Annotated in this window: 16 protein-coding genes and 1 tRNA gene; 12 read left to right on the top strand and 5 right to left on the bottom strand. The window is 62.0% G+C overall.

Annotated features, from left to right (window positions below):
* On the top strand, positions 1-752 hold a 752-nt coding region (locus Q8K99_11475; protein ID MDP2183173.1), incomplete at its 5' end, for a glycosyltransferase family 4 protein.
* Positions 749-1,933, top strand: a complete 1,185-nt coding sequence (locus Q8K99_11480; GenBank protein ID MDP2183174.1) for a glycosyltransferase — start codon at positions 749-751, stop codon at positions 1,931-1,933. The genes Q8K99_11475 and Q8K99_11480, both read left to right, overlap by 4 nt.
* 190 nt (positions 1,934-2,123) lie before the next feature.
* Here Q8K99_11480 and Q8K99_11485 read toward each other — a convergent pair whose 3' ends face one another.
* The 4 genes from Q8K99_11485 to Q8K99_11500 all read right to left on the bottom strand — a co-directional run bounded on the left by Q8K99_11485 (position 2,124) and on the right by Q8K99_11500 (position 10,298).
* Positions 2,124-3,089, bottom strand: coding sequence for a glycosyltransferase family 4 protein (locus tag Q8K99_11485; protein ID MDP2183175.1), 966 nt, complete (start codon positions 3,087-3,089; stop codon positions 2,124-2,126).
* A gap of 1 nt (position 3,090) precedes the next feature.
* The gene (locus Q8K99_11490; protein MDP2183176.1) at positions 3,091-3,951 is read right to left on the bottom strand and encodes a glycosyltransferase family 4 protein; all 861 of its coding nucleotides are present in this window, start codon (positions 3,949-3,951) and stop codon (positions 3,091-3,093) included.
* 301 nt (positions 3,952-4,252) lie between these two features.
* A complete protein-coding gene (locus Q8K99_11495; protein MDP2183177.1) occupies positions 4,253-9,202 on the bottom strand; it encodes a chitobiase/beta-hexosaminidase C-terminal domain-containing protein in 4,950 nt (1,649 codons plus the stop codon).
* Entirely contained in the window at positions 9,189-10,298 is a 1,110-nt protein-coding gene (locus tag Q8K99_11500; protein MDP2183178.1) for an NHL repeat-containing protein, read from the bottom strand. Before Q8K99_11500 ends, Q8K99_11495 begins: the two co-directional genes overlap by 14 nt.
* A gap of 329 nt (positions 10,299-10,627) precedes the next feature.
* Between Q8K99_11500 and Q8K99_11505 the strand changes: the two genes are divergently transcribed.
* The 6 genes from Q8K99_11505 (at position 10,628) to Q8K99_11530 (ending at position 15,958) form a co-directional block, all read left to right on the top strand.
* Positions 10,628-11,377, top strand: a complete 750-nt coding sequence (locus tag Q8K99_11505; protein ID MDP2183179.1) for a WecB/TagA/CpsF family glycosyltransferase — start codon at positions 10,628-10,630, stop codon at positions 11,375-11,377.
* A 339-nt stretch (positions 11,378-11,716) separates the two neighbouring features.
* Complete coding sequence (locus tag Q8K99_11510) at positions 11,717-13,117, top strand: sugar transferase (protein MDP2183180.1); 1,401 nt, start codon at positions 11,717-11,719, stop codon at positions 13,115-13,117.
* 64 nt (positions 13,118-13,181) lie between these two features.
* Positions 13,182-14,273, top strand: a complete 1,092-nt coding sequence (gene wecB / locus Q8K99_11515) for a UDP-N-acetylglucosamine 2-epimerase (non-hydrolyzing) (protein MDP2183181.1) — start codon at positions 13,182-13,184, stop codon at positions 14,271-14,273.
* Between the two features lie 45 nt (positions 14,274-14,318).
* The gene (galE, locus tag Q8K99_11520) at positions 14,319-15,317 is read left to right on the top strand and encodes a UDP-glucose 4-epimerase GalE (GenBank protein MDP2183182.1); all 999 of its coding nucleotides are present in this window, start codon (positions 14,319-14,321) and stop codon (positions 15,315-15,317) included.
* Positions 15,318-15,342: 25 nt separating this feature from the next.
* Positions 15,343-15,417 (top strand) — tRNA-Val (locus Q8K99_11525).
* Between the two features lie 148 nt (positions 15,418-15,565).
* Positions 15,566-15,958, top strand: a complete 393-nt coding sequence (locus tag Q8K99_11530) for a hypothetical protein (GenBank protein ID MDP2183183.1) — start codon at positions 15,566-15,568, stop codon at positions 15,956-15,958.
* A 183-nt stretch (positions 15,959-16,141) separates the two neighbouring features.
* Here the strand turns inward: Q8K99_11530 and Q8K99_11535 are convergent, their stop codons facing one another.
* Positions 16,142-17,497 carry an NAD(P)/FAD-dependent oxidoreductase gene (locus tag Q8K99_11535; protein ID MDP2183184.1) on the bottom strand — a complete coding sequence of 452 codons (1,356 nt, stop codon included), beginning with the start codon at positions 17,495-17,497 and terminating at the stop codon, positions 16,142-16,144.
* A gap of 28 nt (positions 17,498-17,525) precedes the next feature.
* Between Q8K99_11535 and Q8K99_11540 the strand changes: the two genes are divergently transcribed.
* From Q8K99_11540 to Q8K99_11555, 4 genes are all read left to right on the top strand, one after another.
* On the top strand, positions 17,526-19,499 hold the full coding sequence (locus Q8K99_11540; GenBank protein ID MDP2183185.1) for an ABC-F family ATP-binding cassette domain-containing protein: 1,974 nt from the start codon (positions 17,526-17,528) through the stop codon (positions 19,497-19,499).
* A gap of 215 nt (positions 19,500-19,714) precedes the next feature.
* On the top strand, positions 19,715-20,080 hold the full coding sequence (locus tag Q8K99_11545; GenBank protein ID MDP2183186.1) for an NADH-quinone oxidoreductase subunit A: 366 nt from the start codon (positions 19,715-19,717) through the stop codon (positions 20,078-20,080).
* Positions 20,071-20,658: an NADH-quinone oxidoreductase subunit B family protein gene (locus Q8K99_11550; protein MDP2183187.1), complete on the top strand. Its 588-nt coding sequence runs from the start codon at positions 20,071-20,073 to the stop codon at positions 20,656-20,658. Before Q8K99_11545 ends, Q8K99_11550 begins: the two co-directional genes overlap by 10 nt.
* Positions 20,655-21,116 (top strand): NADH-quinone oxidoreductase subunit C, encoded by a 462-nt coding sequence (locus Q8K99_11555; GenBank protein MDP2183188.1) that lies wholly within the window; start codon positions 20,655-20,657, stop codon positions 21,114-21,116. Before Q8K99_11550 ends, Q8K99_11555 begins: the two co-directional genes overlap by 4 nt.
* The last annotated feature ends 36 nt before the right edge of the window (positions 21,117-21,152 follow it).

Genomic DNA, 21,152 nt, shown 5'->3' on the forward strand with positions numbered 1-21,152 from the left:
GAAACGCCGTTCAGCGACTGGTGGAATGGCGGCTCCTTCGACAGGCGGACGCGTACGTCGTTCACGGCGAGCTTCTTGCGGAGCAGGCGGTCGAGCAAGCGTGGTACAGGCCGGGGGCGCCAGTCTTCAGAATCCGACAGGGAATGCTGGCTCAGCCGTCGGGGGCCGCACCTCTCCCCGATGAACCAACGATTCTGTTCTTCGGACGGGTCGAATACTACAAAGGCCTGGACGTTCTCGTAGATGCGGTTCCGCTTTGTGAATCGAGGCTATCGGGACTGAAGGTCATCGTCGCGGGGACGGGCGCGGATCTCGAGAGGTGTAGGGCGTTGGCGCACGGGAATCCCCGATTCGAGTGGCACGATCGGTTCATTGCCGACGAGGACATCCCGGATCTCTTTGCGCGTGCGAGCGTGAGTGTTCTGCCGTATCGTGAGGCGAGTCAGAGCGCTGTTGCCGCCCTCGCGTTCTCCAACCGGCGGGCGGTTGTCGCCAGTCGAGTGGGGGCGCTCCCGGAGGCGATCCGTGATGGCGTGACGGGCGCTCTCGTCCCGCCGGAGGATCCTGGGGTCCTCGCGGATGTGCTGTGCGAAGTCTTGTCGAACCGAGCGAAGCTCGATGCCATGAGCGATGCTGCGCTGGAGGAGATCACGGCGGGACGGCTCTCCCGAGGAGCCATTGCAGCAGCTCACATCGATGCATACCGTAGGACGCGTGAACGACTCACGGCGGGAGGCGGAAGCCCAAGATGAATCAGTTCACGTCCGCGGCGGATGACAGCGCTACCGCATCCACGAATCGGCGAACGCTGAATGTGGTCTTCGACATCGCCGCTCTTGCTCAAGGAGGCATGGAGCGGCAACTCATCGACGTTGCGTCGGGCCTCAGAGTTCGCGGACACGGCGTGACGGTGGTAGTGAACAAGGCGGCGACAGCGTATTCCGACGAGCTGGGCAGCGGCGGCGTGGAATTGGTTGAACTCGGTTCGACGAAGCAGTTGGACTACGCTGTGCTCGCAAGTCTGAAGCGCGTGGTCGCGCGGACGTCTGCCGATGTGATGGTTGGCGTGAACTTCAATGCAACATTCTGGGCTAGGGTCGCTGCCCATTCCTGCGGGATCGGAGCAGTGATCGCAGAGCACAGTACCAACCGAGGGCGTCCCGTCAAGGTGGTACTCGGGAATCGACTGCTTGGAAGATGGACGGACGCTGTGATCGCATGTGCGGAGGCACAGATACCGTCTCTCGTGGATGAGGGCTCCCCGGCTGATCTCATTTCGGTCGTCAGGAACGGGGTGGACGCTGAACGATTCCATAGGTCACCGGAAGAGGGCATCGCGTTCAGGGAGCGGTTTGGAGTGCCTTCTGACGTCATGACCGTCGGCATCGTCGCCGCCCACAGGATGGAGAAGCGGCACGATCGCTTTCTGGAGCTGGTCGCAGCGCTGCGTAGGATGGGGCTGCCTGTGGTAGGAATTGCTGTCGGTGCGGGGCCGCTGCTGGAAGCGAACATTGCCAAGGCCAGGCAGGCGGGACTTGAAGACAGCACTGTATTCACAGGCGGTGTTGACGATCCACGTGCGGCCTACAACGCTTGCGACGTCTGCGTGTTGTGCTCCGATGCCGTCGAGACTCTGCCGCTAAGTCTGATGGAATCCCAGGCGTGCGGTACGCCGGTCGTGTCGATGGATATCGGGGGCGTCATCGAGACTATGGTGCCGGGTGAGACGGGATTGATCGTGGCTGAGGGTGATGTCGAGGCATTTGCGATGGAGACAAGGAGACTGATCTCCGAATTCCCACTGCGTGAGGCTATGGGTCGCGAGGGCGAGCGGTGGGTGCGGCAAGAGCGCTCGCTCGCGTCAATGGTTGACGGATACGAACGGGTTCTTCGAATCGCGGCGAGACGCGCTGCCTCTCGACGGTCGCACTGACGCAGGTTCAGGGGCCTCCGAGAGACTCGATCAGTTCGACGTAGCGGGCGCGAGGCGTGTCCACGAGAAGTGGCTGAGACGGGCTTGTGCCGCGCGAGATGCGTCGAGACCCCTGCCCGGGTCGGCGATGAGTTCGCGAACGGCGCTGGAGAGGGATTCGGCATCCCCCGGAATGAAGTACTGCGCCCCGTCACCCCCTTAGCTGATCGCGGATGGTTCTGAGGTCGGAGGCAACGACCGGAATCCCAAGAGCTGCGTATTCGAAAGCCTTCATGGAATATGCCGTTCGTATGAAGGGGGAGTCCTCATACGGGATGACGCCGATGTCATACTGGGGGAGATCACGGGGCAGTTCCTCTGATGGCACCTGTCCATGGAAGGTGACTGCGCCCCGGAGTCCGAGCGAGTCAGTCATCTGCTCGAGTGACGATCGGGCATCCCCGTCTCCGTAGATATCCAGCGAGGCTTCGGTCCCGTGTCCGTTCAGTGTAGCGAGAGCGCGCAGCAGAGTGCCGAGACCGAAGCGTTCGGAAAGCGTGCCGTGATAGACAAGCTTGACGTGGGCTGACCGTAGCGCACGGAACTCAGGTTCCCGGCGCGTGAAGACGGACTCGTCGACTCCGTTCAAGACGATCTCTGCGTGGACACCGTGGCGTGAGGCCAGTGCGTCACGCATGTACGGGGAGGTGGTGATGACGAGGTTCGCTGTGCGGACGCTGAGTCCCTCCAGAAACTCCAGCGCCCGGACAGTCGTCCGACTGCGATCCTGAGCGATGGCGAGCTCGGGCATGACATCATGGATGTCCAGGACTGACTTGGCCCGTCTATCTCCGTAATGGGCTGCGAGCGCGAGCCAGTCTGGCGGGTTGGCGACCTGGACCACGTCGGTGGGCCACGATCGGCATCGTGATACCCAACGCAGTACATGAAGAGGAAACAGGCCGTACTCGCGCAACCGGGCACCCGTGCTGCTGACCTTCTCTCGGCGAAGGGGCGAGCGCTCGATTTGCACGCCTCGCCATGTGGACTGCGTGCTTCTGCCAGATGCCGCATATATGCGCACATCGTGGCCTGCTTCGGAGAGAGCGGCAGCCTGTCGTTGGACACGGTTCTCGGATCCCGGGAAGTCCTCGAGCACGACGAGGCAGACTCTCACCTCAGCTCACCAGTTCCTCGTAGATACGGGCGATGGCGTCCGCCTCCTTGGCAGTTGAGAGGGCTGCGCAGAGCGGTATCGCATCGGGCGCCGGGTCTGAAAGCGCCCTCGTGCATTCCAGAGCGATCGTCTGGGGCTCCTCGCAGGCAACCACGCGGCAGCCGGAGAGGGGCGGGAGGTAGTCTGCCACGTCTCCCACGTCGGTGCTGACGACGCGCGTGCCAACGCAGAGCGCCTCGCGAACGACAACGGGGCTTCCTTCGCGGGCGCTGGTCACAAGGAGCAGATCGAGTCCGGCGAGCATGACGGGCATGAGAGTGGGATCGACCCCGTCGAACTCGATGATACGGACATCGCCGATGAGGTCCCGAAGGTGCTCGATCGTCTCGCAGAAAAGAGGGTATCTCTTTTCGGGCCGTGAAGGAGCCGCGGGGAAGCCAATGTACGTCGCGTGAGTGTCCCACCCAAGCTCGGCGCGGGCGTCAGCCTGGGACCGCGGCTGGAATCTGGTCGTGTCCACACCACAAGGCACAACGCGCGCGCGCGATTCGACAGTGGATGGGAGTGCGCGCTTCATAGCGGGAGAAACGACCACGGGAACGTCGTCATCGGACAGGAACGCGAGGGAGATCCTCCGTTTCCAAGGAATGGCCAGGTCGCTGCCGTGAAAGGTGACTACGCGTGGGCCAGTGACACCACGGGCCAGGATTTGGGCGAGGCCGAAGTGTACGTGCGTGACGTCCGGGCGGAATGTGCGTGCTGCGTGTCGCACTGTCGCGGCTCCGGTGAGATACCTGCTGGTTCGCGTGACCGTGTCTATGTAGCTGACGTGAATGTCCCATTCCGGTCTCAGGGAGCGCAAGGCTTCGACCTCCCGAGCAATGAAGACGCCAGCGGTTGGACGTCCGGCGCTCGGGTACATGTTGCAGACGATCATGACTCTCATGGCCGCGGGCTGCGATGTGTTGGAAAGAACATGTTCCATGGGCTCCGAGAATCGGCCGCGTTGTCTATGTGGCTAGCTTATCATCCAGTCGCCTGTGCCAGGTGCGCGTATCGTCGGCGCTCGTTCGTGCGGACCGATGGAAACACGGCGACCTCCTCGGCTCTCTGAGAGGGCCGAGGAGGTCGTGGGTGAGATGATCCGGTCTGGGGGACGGCCCCTATGGCAAGCTCCCCAGCAGATCGACAGCGTCTACACCTACCTTGGTGTTGGAGGCGCTCGCGTTCTTGGTGCCCGTGGGACGGATGACGACCGTGTGCGTCGTGTCAGTCAGGCCACGCGCGCTCCAGACTTGCTGCTGGAATGGCCAGTTGGGAGCGTAGAGATCCACCAAGACCGGAGCGCTGCCGTCCACCGAGACCGAGGCGATGCCGAAGTCGGGCGCCTGGTTCGCTATCCAGATGAAGTCCGTACCGCGGAAGGTGATGGTCGCCGTCGCTCCTGCGTTGACGCTATACGTGTAGTTGCCTCCAAAGGCCGATGAATGCGAGTAGGTCGTCCAGCCGCCAGTGAAGGTGATCGCTGGGCCCTGTTGATCGTAGCGTGCGAACACTACGAACGACACCGAGCGTGTTTGCTCGACGTTGCCAGCCTTGTCCACAGAGTAGTACTCGAGGGAGTACGTTCCCGTTGCGGTTGTTGATGCGGTTGTGCCAGTCTGCCACGAGCCGGAGTTGAGGCGCCACTTCGTGTGGGCGACTCCGCTGTTGACGTCGGTTGCCGTTAGAGTGATTGTCGCCGAGTCCGCGTACGTCGCCTTCGCGGCAGCGGTGGTGGTGGGCGGAGTGGTGTCGAGTGGGGCCGTGAGTGTGCCGACGAGATCGATGGCATCGATGTTGATCCTCGTTCCCGTGGACGACACGTTCTTGGTGCCAGTCCAGGCAATGGTGACGGTATGAGTCGTCTCAGCAAGACCCGAGATGCTCCAGACTCGTTGCTGGCTTGGATAGTTGGACGCGTAGATATCGATGAGTGTCGGTGCCCCGCCGTCCACAGACACACGGGCGATTCCGGAATCCGGTGTGCGCGATGCGATCCAGTCGACAGCGGTGCCGTTGAAGGCGACCTCGACCGACGCGCTTGTGGCATAGGAGTACTTGTAGGCTCCGGCGTAGAGACTGGATTGTGTAAAAGAGCTCCACGAGCTGTTGTACACGACACGGGAATCCAGGTTGTCGTATCGGGTGAACACCGTGAATGCGGCCGTCTTCGGGGCTTCATCGTTGCCGGCGTAGTCCGTTGAGTAGTAGCTCAGGGTGTGTGACCCGGGGATGGAGGTCGTCATTGTGCCGCCTGTTGTCCACGTGCCGCCGTCGAGTCGCCACTTTGTTGTGGACACACCCACACCAGCACCATCGGAGGCGGAGAGCTTGATCGTCGCCGAGGCTGCGTACTTGTCAGTTGCATTCGTGTTCGTCACTGGTGGCGTAGTGTCCGGATACGGTGTGATGATGCCGCGTATGTTGGCAATGTCGAGTCCGACCTTGGTGTTCGTGGCGCTGGGGTTCTTGCGGCCCGTCCAGTCGATGCGAACCGTATGGGGGCCGCGCGTGAGGCCGGTGACGTTGTAGACCTGCTGCTGGAAGTAGTAGCCGCCGGAGAATAGATCGACATCGACTGGTGCGCCGTTGTCAATCGAGACCTGGGCGATACCGAAGTCCGGAGCCTTCGCGGTGATCCAGGAGAACTCCGTGCCGTCGATTGCGAAGATCACAGAGGCGCCGGAGCTGTTCGTATAGCGGTAGGAGCCGCCTGAGTGATTGGGATGTGAGTAGACGACCCAACCACCGCGATACAGGATGTTCTCCGCCGCGTCTTCATAGATGTGTCGTGTCTGCTGGAGTTCGCCGATCATGCCCACGGTGTCGATGCCGATCTTGGTGTTCGAGGCGCTCGCGTTCTTGCGACCCGTCCAGGAGATCTTGACCGTGTGAGACCCGTTCGCAAGTGCGGAGCGACTGAAGACCTTCTGCTGGAAGTAGTACCCCGACGAGTACAGATCGACATCGACGGGCGCGCCGTTGTCGATGCTTATCTGCGCGATGCCGCACTCGGGCGCCTTGTAGGTGTACCAATCGAACGATGTTCCCGAGAACGTGATATGTGCGACCGAGGACGACGCATTGGTGTAGGAGTAGTTGCCCGCGTAGAGGTTTGCGTTCGAGTACGTGACCCAGCTGCCGGTATAGAGAATGTTGGAGTCCGTCTGGTCGAAGCGCTTGACCACGTCGAAGACGGCCTGTTTGGTCGTCTCGGTGTTGCCGGCCGCATCGGTCGAGTACCACTCGAGCAGATGCGAAGCGGAGACGGTGGGCACAGTCACGCCCGTGCCGGTGTTCCAGCCGCCGCCGTTGAGGCGCCACTTCGTGGACGCGACCCCGGAGAGCGGGTCGGTGGGGGAGAGCGTGATCGTCTGCCCGCCGTCGAGGTAGCTCGGGACCGCGTTGCTCGTCGTCACCGGCGCTGTCTTGTCGATGTAGACGTACGCGTTCTTGACCGTCTCAGCATTGCCGCGCACGTCCACGGAGTAGTACTTGACGAGGTTCGTGCCCTCGCTCGAGACCGCAAATGCCCCCGCGTACGGCACGGTGGGATACGACCCATTCGTGGAGTAGTAGGTCGCCGCCACGCCCGTCGTCGCATCTGTACTTGCCAAGGAAACCAGGACAGTCCCGCTCTGCCAGCCCACAGGCGCATCGCACGTGGTGACCGGAGGTACGCTATCGGGTACGAGCGCTATGTTGCCATCGATTGTGAATCGGTCCGCAGCAATTCGCGTTCCCGACGAGGACGCGTTCTTCGTCCCGGTCCACTCAATAAGCAGATAGTGATAGCTGTACGTGATGGTCCCGGAGTCCCAGAGGGCCTTGTCGTACTGAGTAGCCGCAGAGTACAGGTCCACGGTGGTCTTGTAGACGCCATCGAGATAGACATTCGCCTTTCCGAAGTTCGGCCCGAGTTCGCCGTACCAGGTCATCTTCTCGCCGTTGAAATAGACATGCGCCTGGGCGCCACTGGCGTCCGTGTGTGCCCACGAGCCGCCGCTGCCGGATCCCGTGACAGTCGTCCACGGCCCCTTCAAAACGATGTTCGAGTTGTCCTGCTGGTACGTGTTGGTCGCCAGACGGACCCGGAAGAGCTTGCTCTTCGTCGTCTCGACATGCCCGGCCTTGTCCACTGAGTACCAGTAGACGGTATGCCAGCCCCACGCGTTGATGTATGCCGACGTGCCTTGTTGCCAAGCGCCGTTGTCGAACTTGTAGTACGTCCTGTCAACGCCCGAGTGTGCGTCGGTGGGGAAGAAGTTGATCAGCGCATCGCCGGCGTAGGTGTCGCCGCAGTCCGAGGTGGTGACCGGGGCTGTGTAGTCGATCTTCACGTAGGCGGTCTTCTCGGCCTCCGTGTTGTTGCGCGTGTCTCGCGCGTAGTACTTGACTGTCGTGGTGCCCTCGGCTGACACGGTCCATGGGCTTCCGTAGATGTTGTATGTCTGTCCGCCGTTGGTTGAGTAGAAGATCGCATCGATCTGAGAGGCGGTATCTGTCGCGGTGATCGAAACCTGGACCGGCGCCGTTACCCAACCTGTGGGACCATTGAACGTGGACACAGGGGGTTCGGTATCCGGCGGAAGAACCGAGATGTTTGCGACGGTAGGTGTTTCCACGTTGCCGGCACCGTCGGCCGAGTAGAACGCGAGCGTATGCTCGCCGAATGTGCTGATGGGAACGCTCAGTCCTGTGATCCACGATCCGCCATTCAAGCTGTACTTGGTGAAGGAGATACCCGAACCGCCGGAGTCGCTGGCGGCGAGAGTGATGAGCGCTGTCTCGACATAGTAGGGCTGTGGATTGACCATCAACGTGCTGGGGGCGGTGTTGTCGAGCTGGAGCACTCTCTCGCGCACAGGCTCCACGTTGCCGCGGTTGTCCACGGAGTAGAAGCGGACTGGGTAGATGCCCGCCTCGGCAACCAGGATTGGCCCTTCGTACAGGGTCGGCGTCTCTTCCTCGCTACTGAGGTAGTAGTAGGTAGCCGCCACTCCGGTGACATCGTCCTCGGCGTACAGGTTGATGTAGAAGGGTCCCTTGGTCCAGCCGCCCGGGATGTTGGAGTCAGTCACGGGGGGTCGATCATCGACCGGCAAGATGCTGATGAGCTTGAGCTGAGAGTTCTCTTCGTTGCCTGCGAAGTCGATCGACTTGTAGTAGAGCGTGTGGAGAATCTCGCCGCTGACTTCGATGGGGGCGCTGTAGTCTCGCCATATGTCGCCGTCGAGCTTGTACTGTATGCGCTGGACACCGGACACGTCGGGTGGCCCGCCAGCCCAGTTGTCGGTCGCAGAGATAGTCACCGTGGCCGTTCCGATGTAGCTGGCTTGGGCATCCGAAGTCGTTGTGGGAGGCGTCTTGTCGATCTTCAGCCCCGTTGTCTTCGTGAGTTCGGTGTTGCCCCGGCTGTCCACGGAGTAGTACTTGATCGGCGTGATTCCCTCGGCAGTCACCGTGAATGGCGCCAAGTACGGCGTCGTGGGCTGGGTGCCGTTTGTGGAGTAGAACGTGGCCGTGACCGTCGTCACGGCGTCGATCGCATTCAGCGACACCTGGAAGTTGGTTTTGAACCACGTCTGATCCGAGAAGTTGGGCGTTGTCACCGGTGGGTTGTCATCGACCGGCTCGACGATAATCACCGCGTGCTGCAAGGCCTGGGAGTTTCCTGCGTAGTCGGTCGAGTACCAATAGAGGTCATACGTGCCGAGGAACGACATAGTCGCCGTGGTGCCGAACTGGGCTTGGCCGTTGTTCCACCAGTACCACGTCTCCTGAACACGGGAGAGGCTGTCTGCCGGGGTCAGCTGGACAGTCGCCGAACCGTAGTACGGGGTCGTTGTCGCGTTTGATGAGGTGGTCGGCGGGGTCTTGTCCAGTTTGACGTACTGGGTCTTGACGGGCTCGACGTTGCCAGGTCGATCGACCGAGTAGTACTTGACCGTTGTGGTCCCCTCGGTCGACACCTCGAATGGCGCAAGGTATGGGGTCTCCAGTGTCGGAGTCGTTCCATCGGCTGTGCAGTACGTGCCGTTGACGGTTGAGCTGGCGTCAAGCGCGCTCAGTGTGACCAGGACGTTGTTCTTGACCCAGTTGGGGGAGATGTTGGAAAGTCGTTACCGGCGGCACCGTGTCCGGGGCTGCGGGATTCAGCTTGAGCTTCTGGACGCGGTCGTTGAGGGTATCTGCGACGTATAGGTTCCCGTCAGAGTCGATTGCCAGGTCCTCGGGCGATTTGAACTGTCCGGGGCCGCTACCGTACGTTCCGACGGTGTCAACATACGCAAGGTTGCTGTCGAACCGCACGATTCTGGAATTCTGTGTGTCAGCAACGTAGACCGTACCATCTGAGTCGATTGCGAGGCCCTGCGGGCCGTCGAACGAGTCGGAGTTGCCGAACGTGTCGACCGTGGCAATCGGAGCTCCACCTGAAGTGCTGTACTTGTAGAGCTTGTGATAGAGGGCGTCCACAACGTAGAGGTAGCCATCCGGTCCAATCTGAATACCATCCGGCCAGGCAGGCGCGGTGTTGGGAGAAGGTATGGGCAGATTCCAGTACAGATCCTGGTAGGTCCCGCTCGAGGAGTAGACCTGGATGCGGCCATTGTCCGAGTCCGAGACGTAGATGTTGTCGCTCGCATCAACAGCGACATCCAGCGGGCAGCCGAACTCGTACCCACCTGTTCCTTCGCCGTAGGATCCGAACGTGGAATCGAACGTCCCGTCTGCTGCAAGAATCATGATGCGGTCGTTCCAGGAGTCCGCGACGACTATCCGCCCCGTGGAATCGACGGCCATGCCTGCCGGCCAGATGAACTGCGGAGGAGTGGTTGAGCTGCCCGCAGTACCGTAGACGGCAGTGGGCGTGCTTGTACTGACAGCAAGGTCGTACTTGGCGATTCCGTCTAGAACGGATTCGTAGGGCTCGGCTGTGACGGCGTAGTCGGTCTCCGTGACCAGGAGGGTGTCGTCGTCGGCAAGGACGAGAGCTTCGGGATAGCCCTCTCTACCAGCTGCTATGTCCGCTTCCCACGAGTAGCTGTCGGCTGCGGACGGGAAGATGGCCGTCGCGGGTACTGGTGCGAGCAGTGCCGACTGAGCCACAACAAGCATTCCAAGGAGGAAGCTTGTCCATCGCAGACGCCTCTTGCAGAACAACACTCTGGTCACCTCCGTCAGGTCGCTCTCCCGAAGAGCGACACGACCGCATACGCCACGAGACACGAAAAAGCGTGTCTAGGTGTGTTTTCGTCTCGCGAAGCCATATACATTAGGGTTTGGTGAGATTGGGCACAGGTCAGCGCCCACTACACTTGGAGACGTGAAGTGGAAGGAAGTGGAACGACCAACTACGGTCGACCCGTTGTCGGGGCGGTAGTGACTCGGGTTCCGACGGCGAAGCGGGCCGATGAGACGGACGCGGGCTCTCTGGGTCGACCGCAGCATGAGCGGGGAGCTGTCGGATGACACATGAGTCTAGGGACGATGTAGTGGAAGTCTTAGGTTGTTCACTCAACGCGCTGACACTCCGAGAGTCGATCGAGCGCGCTGTGCGCATCGCCCAAGTCGGTGGGGCTACGCAACATGTGGTTGTGAATGCCGGCAAGTACGTTCAAATGGAGAAGGACCAGCATCTGGCGTGTATTGTGCGCAGTGCCGGATTCGTGAATGCCGACGGCATGGCTGTTGTGTGGGCGGCTCGTGTGCTGGGGCGACCTTTGCCCGAGCGTGTCACGGGCATCGACATGTTTCAAGGTCTCCTGAAACGGTGTGAGGACCTGGGAATCCCCATCTACCTGCTCGGGGCGACGGATGAAGTCCTATCCCAACTGCTTGTGGTGCTGAATCTGACGCATCCCAATCTGATCATCGCCGGGTGGAGGAATGGCTACTTCGGTGATGCAGGTAGCGCCGAGGTGGTTGATGCGATACGCGGTTCCGGCGCGCGCATGCTCTTCGTTGGCATGCCTACGCCACGCAAGGAGTACTGGCTGGCGGAGAACCTCACCCGGCTTGAAGTACCGTTCTGTATGGGTGTGGGAGGGAGTTTCGATGTCGTTTGCGGTCACGTGCGTCGTGCGCCGCTATGGATGCAGGGAGTGGGACTCGAATGGTTCTATCGGCTGGTGCAGGAGCCGAGGCGAATGTGGCGCAGATACGTGGTGGGCAACGCGACATTCATCCGATTGGTGGCGCGAGAATGGATGAGGATGCGTCTTCGTAGTCGCGACGCCCTGTGAAACCAGCTACCGGAGGGAATCGTCTCTTCTTTGGGCGGTGGTGCGGGCTAGGGACTATGGAACGGCGACGAGCGAGAGCACTGAATGGAGTCTTTGTGAGACGCGGGAATGACTCCGTGGATTCGCGCTAGGCAACCGCGGAAGTGGCAAGAACCGTCGACGATGGTGACGACACTTCTTGGCGCGAGCGGCCAACCAGAATCACTTCGAACGCATATACTTGTTCCGTCGCGACCCCCGCAAGGAGATGATGTGACCTCTTCACCGGTCGAAAGCACATCCGGTCTCCATAGCTGTGCCGCACTTTCGCGACGGATCCGTCGGAAGACTGTCCGGCTAATGCTGTTCGCCTCCGATATCGTTGCCCTGGTGGCTTCGGGATACCTGGCAACGTACGTTCGTTTCGGGAATCTCGCAGTGCCTGTCACGTTCGAAAACAGGGACATCTACGTAACCTTTGTCGCGCTGTCGATCATGGCTGTGCCGCTCTGGCTGTCTTTTCTGGCCACAGAAGGGCTCTACGACCTCGATCGACTGTCGTGGGGGATGGGCGAGCTCGGGAGCGTAAGCCGTGCCCTGTCGCTGGGAGTCGTCGGATTCATAGTCTTCACGTATGTCTTGAAGCTTGCCGGCCTTTCGCGCGCATGGCTTTTGCTGGTTTGGGCGTTTTCCGTGGCGCTGGTCCTCGCGGGTCGCGTTATCGTGCGGGCTGTGATCATGCGCAGGCGCGTGCGCGGCGACTTCGCAAAGCCGACGCTCGTCGTGGGATCGAACGCGGAAGGAGCCGCCATCATTCGGGTCCTGAGTGCGAACCCGACTTCCGGACTGGTTCCCGCCGGGTGTCTCTCATCTTCGCAATCCGAGCGTCTCTCGCTGGACTTCTGCAGTCCGGAGATTCCATGCCTTGGGTCGGCCCGCGAACTGCGAGACGTCATAGGGGTACACAGGATCGACACCGTCGTGATTGCCTCTTCCGCGTTCGATCACGACGTGCTCGCACGCATGCTGGCGGAGCTTCGAGATCAAGACGTTGATGTGCACGTCTCCTCGGGACTGTTCGAGATTCTTACCCGAAGGGTGCTCGTTCGCGAGGTCGGGGGAGTGCCGCTGATTACCGTCAAAGGACTGTCGCTCTCGCGTCGCAATCTGCTTACGAAACGAGTGTTCGACATCGTTGTGGCGCTGTTGATCGTGCTTGTCGGCATGCCGATCTGGCTGACAATTGTGGCAATCATCAAGGCGACGAGTCCCGGTCCGGTGTTCTATGGTCAGGAGCGAATCGGCAAGGGCGGCCGTCCGTTCAAGATGCTGAAATTCCGGTCGATGGTGGCCAACGCCGACCAGCTGCTTGCCGAGCTTCGCGCTGCGAACGAGGCTTCCGGGCCGCTATTCAAGATGAAGGACGACCCGCGCGTGACGAAGATAGGGCATTGGATGCGCGGTCACTCGATTGATGAGTTCCCACAGCTTCTGAACGTTCTCATGGGCGAAATGAGCCTTGTGGGGCCCAGACCTCCACTTCCACGTGAGGTCAACGAGTACACAGAGCACCACTGGAGGCGTCTGGAGGTTGTGCCGGGGATGACGGGTCTTTGGCAGGTCTCCGGAAGGTCGGCGCTGACATTTGACGAGATGGTCCGTCTGGACCTCTTCTACATCGAGAACTGGTCCGTTGGGCTCGACACGTCGCTCCTGTTCAGGACGATTCCGGCAGTCGTATTCGCGCGAGGCGCATACTAGGCGCGTTGTATGGGTAGTAAGAATCCTTGAGAGGGGCGCGTGACACCCAGGGGGTGTTGATCGCGTGCGATTGATAGTGGTTGTGGGTACCCGTCCGAACTTCGTGAAGGTCGGGCCCCTTATTCCTGCGCTCCAGGCGGCAGGGCACGATGTAGCGTTGGCGTTCACTGGCTCGCGCTCTTCGAGTCGCGAGGAACCCAGCTCTGGTGAGGTCTACTTCTACGGTGTCGAAGTCCCGACACCGCGGTGGTTCCTGGACGTTGGTGATGGGACGCATGCGGTTCAGACTGGCCGCGCCCTCACAGTGCTCGAGGAACTCCTTGACTCGGAATGCCCTGACGCGGTTCTTGTCGTGGGTGACGCGAACTCGACGCTTGCGGCCGCCATCGCCGCGGCGAAGCATGGTGTTCCGATCGTGCATCTCGAGGCGGGACTCCGTTGCGGTGACATGCGCGCGCCGGAAGAGGTCAACCGGGTGTTGATCTCGCGTGTCGCCAGCGTGCACATGGTCTGCACCGAGGAGGCGATGGCGAATCTGGTGCGGGAGGGGATCCAGCCCGACCGGGTGCATTTCGTTGGAAGCCTGATGGCGGAGTCTGTTCTTCGGCACATGGACGGGATACGCAAGCTGGACGCTGCGGCGGGATATGGGCTTGCGCTGAAGGCCTACGCTCTCGCCTTCTTCCACAGGGCAGAGAATGTCGAGTACGCGGACAGACTCCGCGGGATCATCGACGGGCTGGGGGGCCTCGACTTGAAGGTGCTGGTGCCAGACACGAACGGATTCCGATCGGCGCTTGAGGCGTCCGGCATCGATATTCCCTCCAATGTGCGGGTGGTACCGGCGACAGCCTACTCTGACATGCTCGCGCTTCAGCGGGACGCTCGCGTCATCGTGACGGACTCGAGCGGCATCCAGGAGGAGTCGTGCGTGATCGGCACGCCGTGCGTGAGCGTGAGGAAGACGACCGAACACAGCGCCACTGTCGAAGTCGGTGCTAACCGGCTCGTCGACGCCACCCGGCACGCGATTGCAGTCGCGGTTGCGGAGGCCGCCGTGTCACGCGCTAGGTGGACCACGCCGAAACGCTGGGACAAGGGTGTCTCGAGCCGGATCGTCCGGGAGCTGAAGCGCGGACTGCCTCCACTCGTGTAGCCTCTTGGCTATACTCGCCAAGGACCCCGGCGAAAGGGAGGCCGCGTGCGCGTTCTCGTCACTGGTGGTGCCGGCTACATCGGATCCATCACTACACGGTGGTTGCTGGATGCCGGCTTCACTGTTGTCGTGCTCGACTCTCTCGTGCGGGGCCACCGGGAGGCCGTAGACGATCGTGCGAGGTTCGTTGAGGCGGACGTGTCGGACGCGCCCGCGGTTCGCGATGCGGCGGACGGATGCGACGCCGTCTTGCACTGTGCCGGCTACATCGAGGTCGCGGAGTCACAGGCTGACCCTGCGCTCTATGTCGAGAACAACCTGAGGCGCCCGGTCGCGATGATGGACGCCCTGGTTGAGGCCGGAGTGGGGACGATCGTGTTCTCGTCGACCGCTGCCACGTACGGCGAGCCCGAAAGCATCCCGATCGCCGAGGACGCTCGCACGAATCCTGTGAACGTCTACGGTGCCACCAAGCTGGCGTTCGAGCGGGTACTCGATTGGTACGGAACCGCCCATGGAGTCCGTTCAGTTCGACTGCGGTACTTCAACGTAGCGGGCGCCTGGCCAGACGGGTCTCTGGGCGAAGCTCACGAACCGGAGACACACATCGTGCCAAGGATCCTCGGCTCGATCGCCCGGGGCACGCGCACGTTCGAGGTGTACGGGAACGACTATCCCACGCGCGACGGGACGTGCGTAAGGGACTACATCCACGTCTGCGACCTGGCCGACGCGCACCGGCGGGCTCTAGAGCACGCAGTCTCGGGCGGAACCGGTGTCTTCAACCTTGGCAACGGGCAGGGCTTCACGAACCTCGAAGTCGTGCGAGCGTGCGGCGAGGCGTGCGGCGAGGAAGTCGACATCACATTCGGCCCCCGGCGCAGCGGCGATCCGGCGACTCTCGTGGCATCGGCGACCCGGGCTCGCGACGCACTGGAATGGTGCCCGGCGCATCCCGGGATCGAGACGATCGTGGCGGATGCGTGGCGCTGGCATGAGGCGCATCCCTCGGGCTACCACTCCTTGGCGAAGATGGTAGAATAGCCGTCGCCGTCCATGACGGCACTGCGGGCGATTGGCTCAGGGGGAGAGCGCTTCCTTCACACGGAAGAGGTCGTTGGTTCAAATCCAACATCGCCCACCAGATACTCCGAACCCCGGCTTCGGTCGGGGTTCTTTCGTTCCCGGGGGCTCCTCGGGACGCCCGTCCGACGACGTGATGCGCATCACAGTGCAACGCCTCTGCCGGGCGTACTCTCAGGTGTGCTAGCTGCAAAGGAGGCGGTACCGGCATGTCGCGCTCGCAAGACGCGCTATGGCGTGTCTCCGAGGACGAACTCAGAGACATGAACCCGGTGCGCGCACGGGATCTCATCATCGAATGCTTCTTCAGGACCCAGAGTCAGGCGCTGCGCGTGTCCTCTGAACGGCACCGCGACGTCCGCGACAGGGAACTACGCGACACCATGTGTGTGGCCCTGAGACTGCGCTTCGAGGACCTCGGACTAGACTTCGAGAACCCCACGGCCGACTGCATCGGGACGATTGCAGACGAACTCACGCGCGAAGCGGAGATCTGGGGCACTCCCGTGCACGTGTTGGAGCACCACATCGGCGAGCTGCGCAAGATCGAAAGCTGTCTGCGCGGCGGACCCGATGGCCGCCGACCGGCGGCGTCGCACTAGCGTCAACAGCCCGGCTCTCCGGGATGCCCGCAGCACGTGCGAAGCCGGAGGATCTTGCGCAGCGAATTCAGGGTCACGAGATAGACCTTCCGCGGCAGTGGCATATCGACAGCGAGGTTGCGCCGAAAAGCGTCGGGCAAAGGTCCGCTATCTCCACACACAGGGAGCCCCCTTCCCGGGACGCTATCCGAACGCTGTCCAGTTTATCGCCTCGCAGTACGAAGGATGGATGCCAAGGACCTCCTGCAGGTCCTGCGCCGTGTGGGCGTAGCGCACGGCGAGCGCGAGTGCGTAGATCAGGTCGCTGGCGGTCGGGCCGGCGATATGTGCGCCGAGAAGCCTGCCGTCGTCCTTGGCGAAGATGAGTTTGATGAGCCCGTCGCGTTCGTCATCGATGATGGCCGCTCCAAGGAACTCGAACGGTGTAGAAGCGATGCGATATGCGATACCCGCAGCCGCAGCGGCGGACTCTGTCATGCCTACCTGCGCGAGGTGGGGGACGGTGAACGTCGTGGTCGGCACCGCCGTCGTGTCGAACGGCACGTCGTTCCCGGTCGCGATGCTTGCGGCAACAGTGCGGCCTTCGTAGGACGCCACGGGAGTCTGCATGAGACCTCCGGCGGCATCGCCTGCAGCCCAGATGCGGTCGTTGGTCGTACGCCCGGCGGCGTTCACCACAAGGCGACCGCGGGCATCGAGCTCCACACCGGCTGCATCAAGATCCAGCGTACTCACAGCCGGGCGTCTGCCGGTGGCCATGAGCACACGGTCGAACGGCCCCATCGGTGGATCTTGCGACCCTGCCGAGGAGACGGCGGTGATCGATCCAGGTTGACCGCTGAGGGCAGTGACGCGTTGGCCGGTGACGAACCGCACGCCAAGGCGGTCGAGGTGGCGCACGGCGACGGCGACGATATCGGGGTCGGCCGCCGACAGAGGGCGGTCGCCGGAGGCTACCACCGTCACGCGGGAGCCGAACGATGCGTAGATTCCCGCGAATTCCAGGCCGACGAAACCACCACCGACGATCAGCAGCTGCGTCGGTGGAACGGCGTAGCCGAGGGCATCGGCGCTCGTGTCGGCCAGCTCGATGCCCGGGATATCCGGGAGCACCGGTTCGGACCCGGTGGCGATGACCGCCCGGTCGAACACGTGTGTCTCGCCATCAACCACGACTGCATCAGCGCCGACGAACCGGGCGGACCCGCGGAGCAGCTCGATGCCGCGACTCTCGAGGAGAGACTCCTGGTCGCCGGCATAGGTCTCCTGGGCGTGCCATTTCCACGCGAGCACGGCAGGCCAGTCATAGGTGGTCGAATCGCAGTCGATGCCGAACTGCTCGGCGTCAACGGTGAGACGCAGGGCATGCGCGGAGGTCGCAAGCGCCTTCTTCGGCATGCAACCGTGCCAAAGGCACGTTCCCCCGACCTTGTCTCGCTCCACCACGGCTACGGACCAGCCTGAGTCAGACAGGCTGCGAGCTGCTGACGTGCCGGCGGCTCCGGAACCAAGGACCAGGACTCTGCCGTTGTCTGGCATCGTGCCTCCACTGGTAGACTGTGTCCTTGTGATTATTGCCGTCGACAACGTGACGAAAACTTTCGGGGACCGGGTCCTGTTCGCCGGGGCCACGCTCCGCGTCGGACTACGTGACCGATGGGCGCTTCTTGGGCCGAACGGGTCAGGCAAGACAACGCTGCTGGAGATCGTCTGCGGGCAGGCGGGCATCGACGCGGGAACGGTCACGCTCGCAAAGGGCGTGACCATCGGCTACCTGCGCCAAGAGGCGATCGAGATGCATGGCCGGACCGCCCTCGAAGAGGTCATGGCCGTAGGCGATGAGGTATCCACGCTCGAGCATCGGATGTCCGTGCTGGAGACCCAGCTGGGCGAGGCCGAGGAGCAGGAGCTGGAACGCCTCCTGGCCGAGTACGGCAGGCTGACAGACCGGTTCGAGAACGCCGGTGGCTACACCTACGAGTCAGATGCGCGTGCCGTCCTGTCGGGTCTGGGCTTCTCGGAGGCACAGGTGAACCGACCCGTTGAGGAGTTCTCGGGTGGCGGGCTCATGCGCATCGCGATGGCCCGGCTGCTCCTGCAACAGCCCGACGTTCTGCTTCTCGACGAACCTACGAACCACCTCGATCTCGAGAGCGTGATCTGGTTCGAGGGCTTCCTCAAGAGCTATGAGGGCGCCGTGGTCCTGGTGAGCCACGACCGCGCGTTTCTCGAGGGACTTGTGGACCACGTCGCAGAGATCGATCAGCGCGGACTCAAGACATACACGGGTAGCTACGCACGCTACCTTGGAACACGCGAGCTCGAGGCCGAGCAGCTGAGAGCGGCGTTCGCCAACCAGCAACGCAAGATCGTTGAAACGGAGCGCTTCATCGAGCGCTTTCGATACAAGGAGTCCAAGGCACGTCAGGTGCAGAGCCGCGTGAAGATGCTGGAGAAGCTCGAGCGCATTGAGCTGCCCGAGGCCAAGAAACAGGTGCGGTTCGAGTTCCCGCAGCCCGTACGTACGGGCGAAGAGGTCGTGGTGCTGAGAGGTGTCGCGAAGGCGTTCGGCGACAACGTCGTCTACAACGACCTTGATCTGACGCTGTATCGCGGAGACCGTGTAGCTCTTGTTGGGCCGAACGGCGCAGGGAAGTCGACGCTTCTGAAGATGATCGCGGGGGTGCTTGCTTCCGATCGCGGAGAGCGACGGCTTGGCCATCATGCGGAAGTCGCCTACTTCGCGCAGCATCAGTTGGAGGCGCTGACTCCTACGCGAACGGTTCTGGAAGAACTGGACGCAGCGGCGCCCGGCTGGACGCCGCAAGAGGGGCGTCGGCTGCTCGGGGCGTTCCTCTTCGGCGGGGACGACGTTCTGAAGAAGGTAAGCGTCCTGTCGGGCGGGGAGAGGTGCCGTCTGGCGCTTGCGAAGATGCTTGTGAAGCCCGCCCCGTTGCTCTGTCTCGACGAGCCGACCAACCACCTCGACATAGTCTCGTCAGATGTGTTGGAACGCGCACTGCAGGGGTTTGGTGGGACGATCGTGCTTATCACGCACGACAGGCACCTCATCCGATCGGTTGCGAACAAGATCGTGGAGGTGCGGGACGGCGGGATCGTCGTCTATGCGGGTGACTTCGACTACTACCTATGGAAACGGGAGCAGGTCGAGCAGCCGACAGGCATCCGGGCGCCGAGTGCGCGTGAGGCGGCGGATGCAGGTCGACTGCGTCGCAGCAAGGAAGACAAACGTGTCGAGGCCGAAGCGCGCAACAGAGCGTACCGGGCATCGCGTGAGAAACGCGCCCGACTCCGGGAAGTCGAAGCTGAGATCGAGACGCTCCAGACACGCGATGCAGAGATCGCGGAGGAGCTCGCTGACGAGAGAGTGTACGGCGAGAGGGGGCACTTCGAGGGACTTCTGGAGGAGTATGCGTCTGTCCGAGAGCGCCTGGGAACGCTTGAGGCAGAGTGGATCGACGTGTCCGAGCAGTTAGAGGTGATCCAGTCCGACTCGGATCGGGGTTCGGCCAGCCACTAGGCGCATCCGCGAAGTCGAGTGGCAGTACATCCACATCCGTGGCTACGCATGGAGCCGTTCTTTGTAACAATATTTGCAAGGGGCGTTTGTTCAGCATAGAATGCCGTAACTTGGACAGAGAGACATGGCTATGTCCGTAGGGTAGGGATTCATACGTCGTCTGCCGGCCCTTTGTAACTGGCAGTTACAAGAGAGACGATGCGCAGGGGGATCTGATGGAGGGGACTTCGACGCAAAGCGTCCTGTTCGTACTAGGCCTCGCCACGGCGGGCGTCGGGTTCATCGCCCTCGTCTTCTTTCTGAACTACATTCTGTCTCCCTCGAAGCCTTCAGCCGAAAAGGACGAGCCCTACGAATGTGGCATGGAGCCGATTGGTGGCCCCTGGGAGTCAGTCAGGCTCAGGTTCGCTGCCATCGCGATCCTCTTCGTAGTGTTCGACGCCGAAGCGACGCTCATGTTCGCGGTCGCCGGTGGCCTAAGGGGCAACCCGGCTGCCGTCATTGAAGTAGGCATCTTCACCGGCCTGCTTGCCTTGGGGCTTGTGTATGCCTGGCGCAAGGGGGCACTCGAGTGGCGCTAGCAGATCGCGTCGGCGATAGGCTCGAACGCAACCCAAGCGGCATCATCCTCACCTCGCTCGATGCTCTGATCGACTGGGGGCGGGGGCATTCGCTGTGGGCGATGCCTATGGGTACGGCCTGTTGCGCGATGGAACTCATAGCCGCATCCTTCAACAAGTTCGACTTCGACCGCCATGGGACATTTCCTCGGCCGGATCCGCGACACACCGACGTTATGGTCGTCGCGGGAACGGTCACGCGGAAGATGGCACCCGCGGTGAAGAGGCTCTACGAGCAGATGCCCGAACCCAAGTGGGTCATCGCGATGGGAAACTGCGCGGTCTCCGGAGGAATCTTCTACTACGACTCGTACTCCGTGATTCGTGGTGTGGACGAGTTTCTGCCTGTCGACGTGTACATCGCGGGATGCCCGCCAAGACCTGAGGCCTTGCAGGACGCGGTCCTGCGCCTGCGAGAGAAGATCGAGACGGAATCAATCGCCCCCGGTGTTCGTCGCGAGGGCCGATTCACGCTTCCAATGCCCGGCGACGTGTCCTTCGGGACGCGTCCGGGCGTCGAGGAGGCTGACGAGTCGTGAACATCAACGAGCTAAGAGAGCACCTGTGTGCCGAGTACCCGGAACTGTGTCCGCTGTTCTCCATCGAATTCGGCGATGGTGTGCTCACGGTCGAATGCGATCTGGTGTTCAAGGCGGCAGGTGACTTGAAGGACCTCGGGTTCGACCGCTTGGGGATGGTCACTGCCGTGGACCACGGCGAAAGCTTCGAGATGGTGTATCGCCTTACATCGCGTTCGATGTCGGCCGGCATCTTCCTGAAGTGCCATGTACCGCGATCCAACCCGGTGACCGCTTCTCTGGTGCCGCTTTGGCCCGCTGCATTGTGGCAGGAGCGGGAGGTCTTTGACCTGTTCGGAATCCATTTCGAAGGGCACCCGGACTTGCGAAGGATCTTTCTGCCCGAGGACTGGGTGGGTCACCCGCTTCGCAAAGACTACGTCGACGACCGCATGATCAAACGGCCTGACTACATCTAGATGACCCAAGGCGCGAGAGGGGGTGGACGACAGTGT

The organism is Actinomycetota bacterium (assembly GCA_030682655.1).
Classification (GTDB): domain Bacteria; phylum Actinomycetota; class Coriobacteriia; order Anaerosomatales; family JAUXNU01; genus JAUXNU01.

What these genes read in the sequence shown, in the direction of transcription:
- Q8K99_11535 (MDP2183184.1), bottom strand. Translation starts at nt 17,497, where the DNA reads ATGCCAGACAACGGCAGAGTCCTGGTCCTTGGTTCCGGAGCCGCCGGC.
- Q8K99_11480 (MDP2183174.1), top strand. Translation starts at nt 749, where the DNA reads ATGAATCAGTTCACGTCCGCGGCGGATGACAGCGCTACCGCATCCACG.
- Q8K99_11510 (MDP2183180.1), top strand. Translation starts at nt 11,717, where the DNA reads ATGCTGTTCGCCTCCGATATCGTTGCCCTGGTGGCTTCGGGATACCTG.
- Q8K99_11530 (MDP2183183.1), top strand. Translation starts at nt 15,566, where the DNA reads ATGTCGCGCTCGCAAGACGCGCTATGGCGTGTCTCCGAGGACGAACTC.
- Q8K99_11545 (MDP2183186.1), top strand. Translation starts at nt 19,715, where the DNA reads ATGGAGGGGACTTCGACGCAAAGCGTCCTGTTCGTACTAGGCCTCGCC.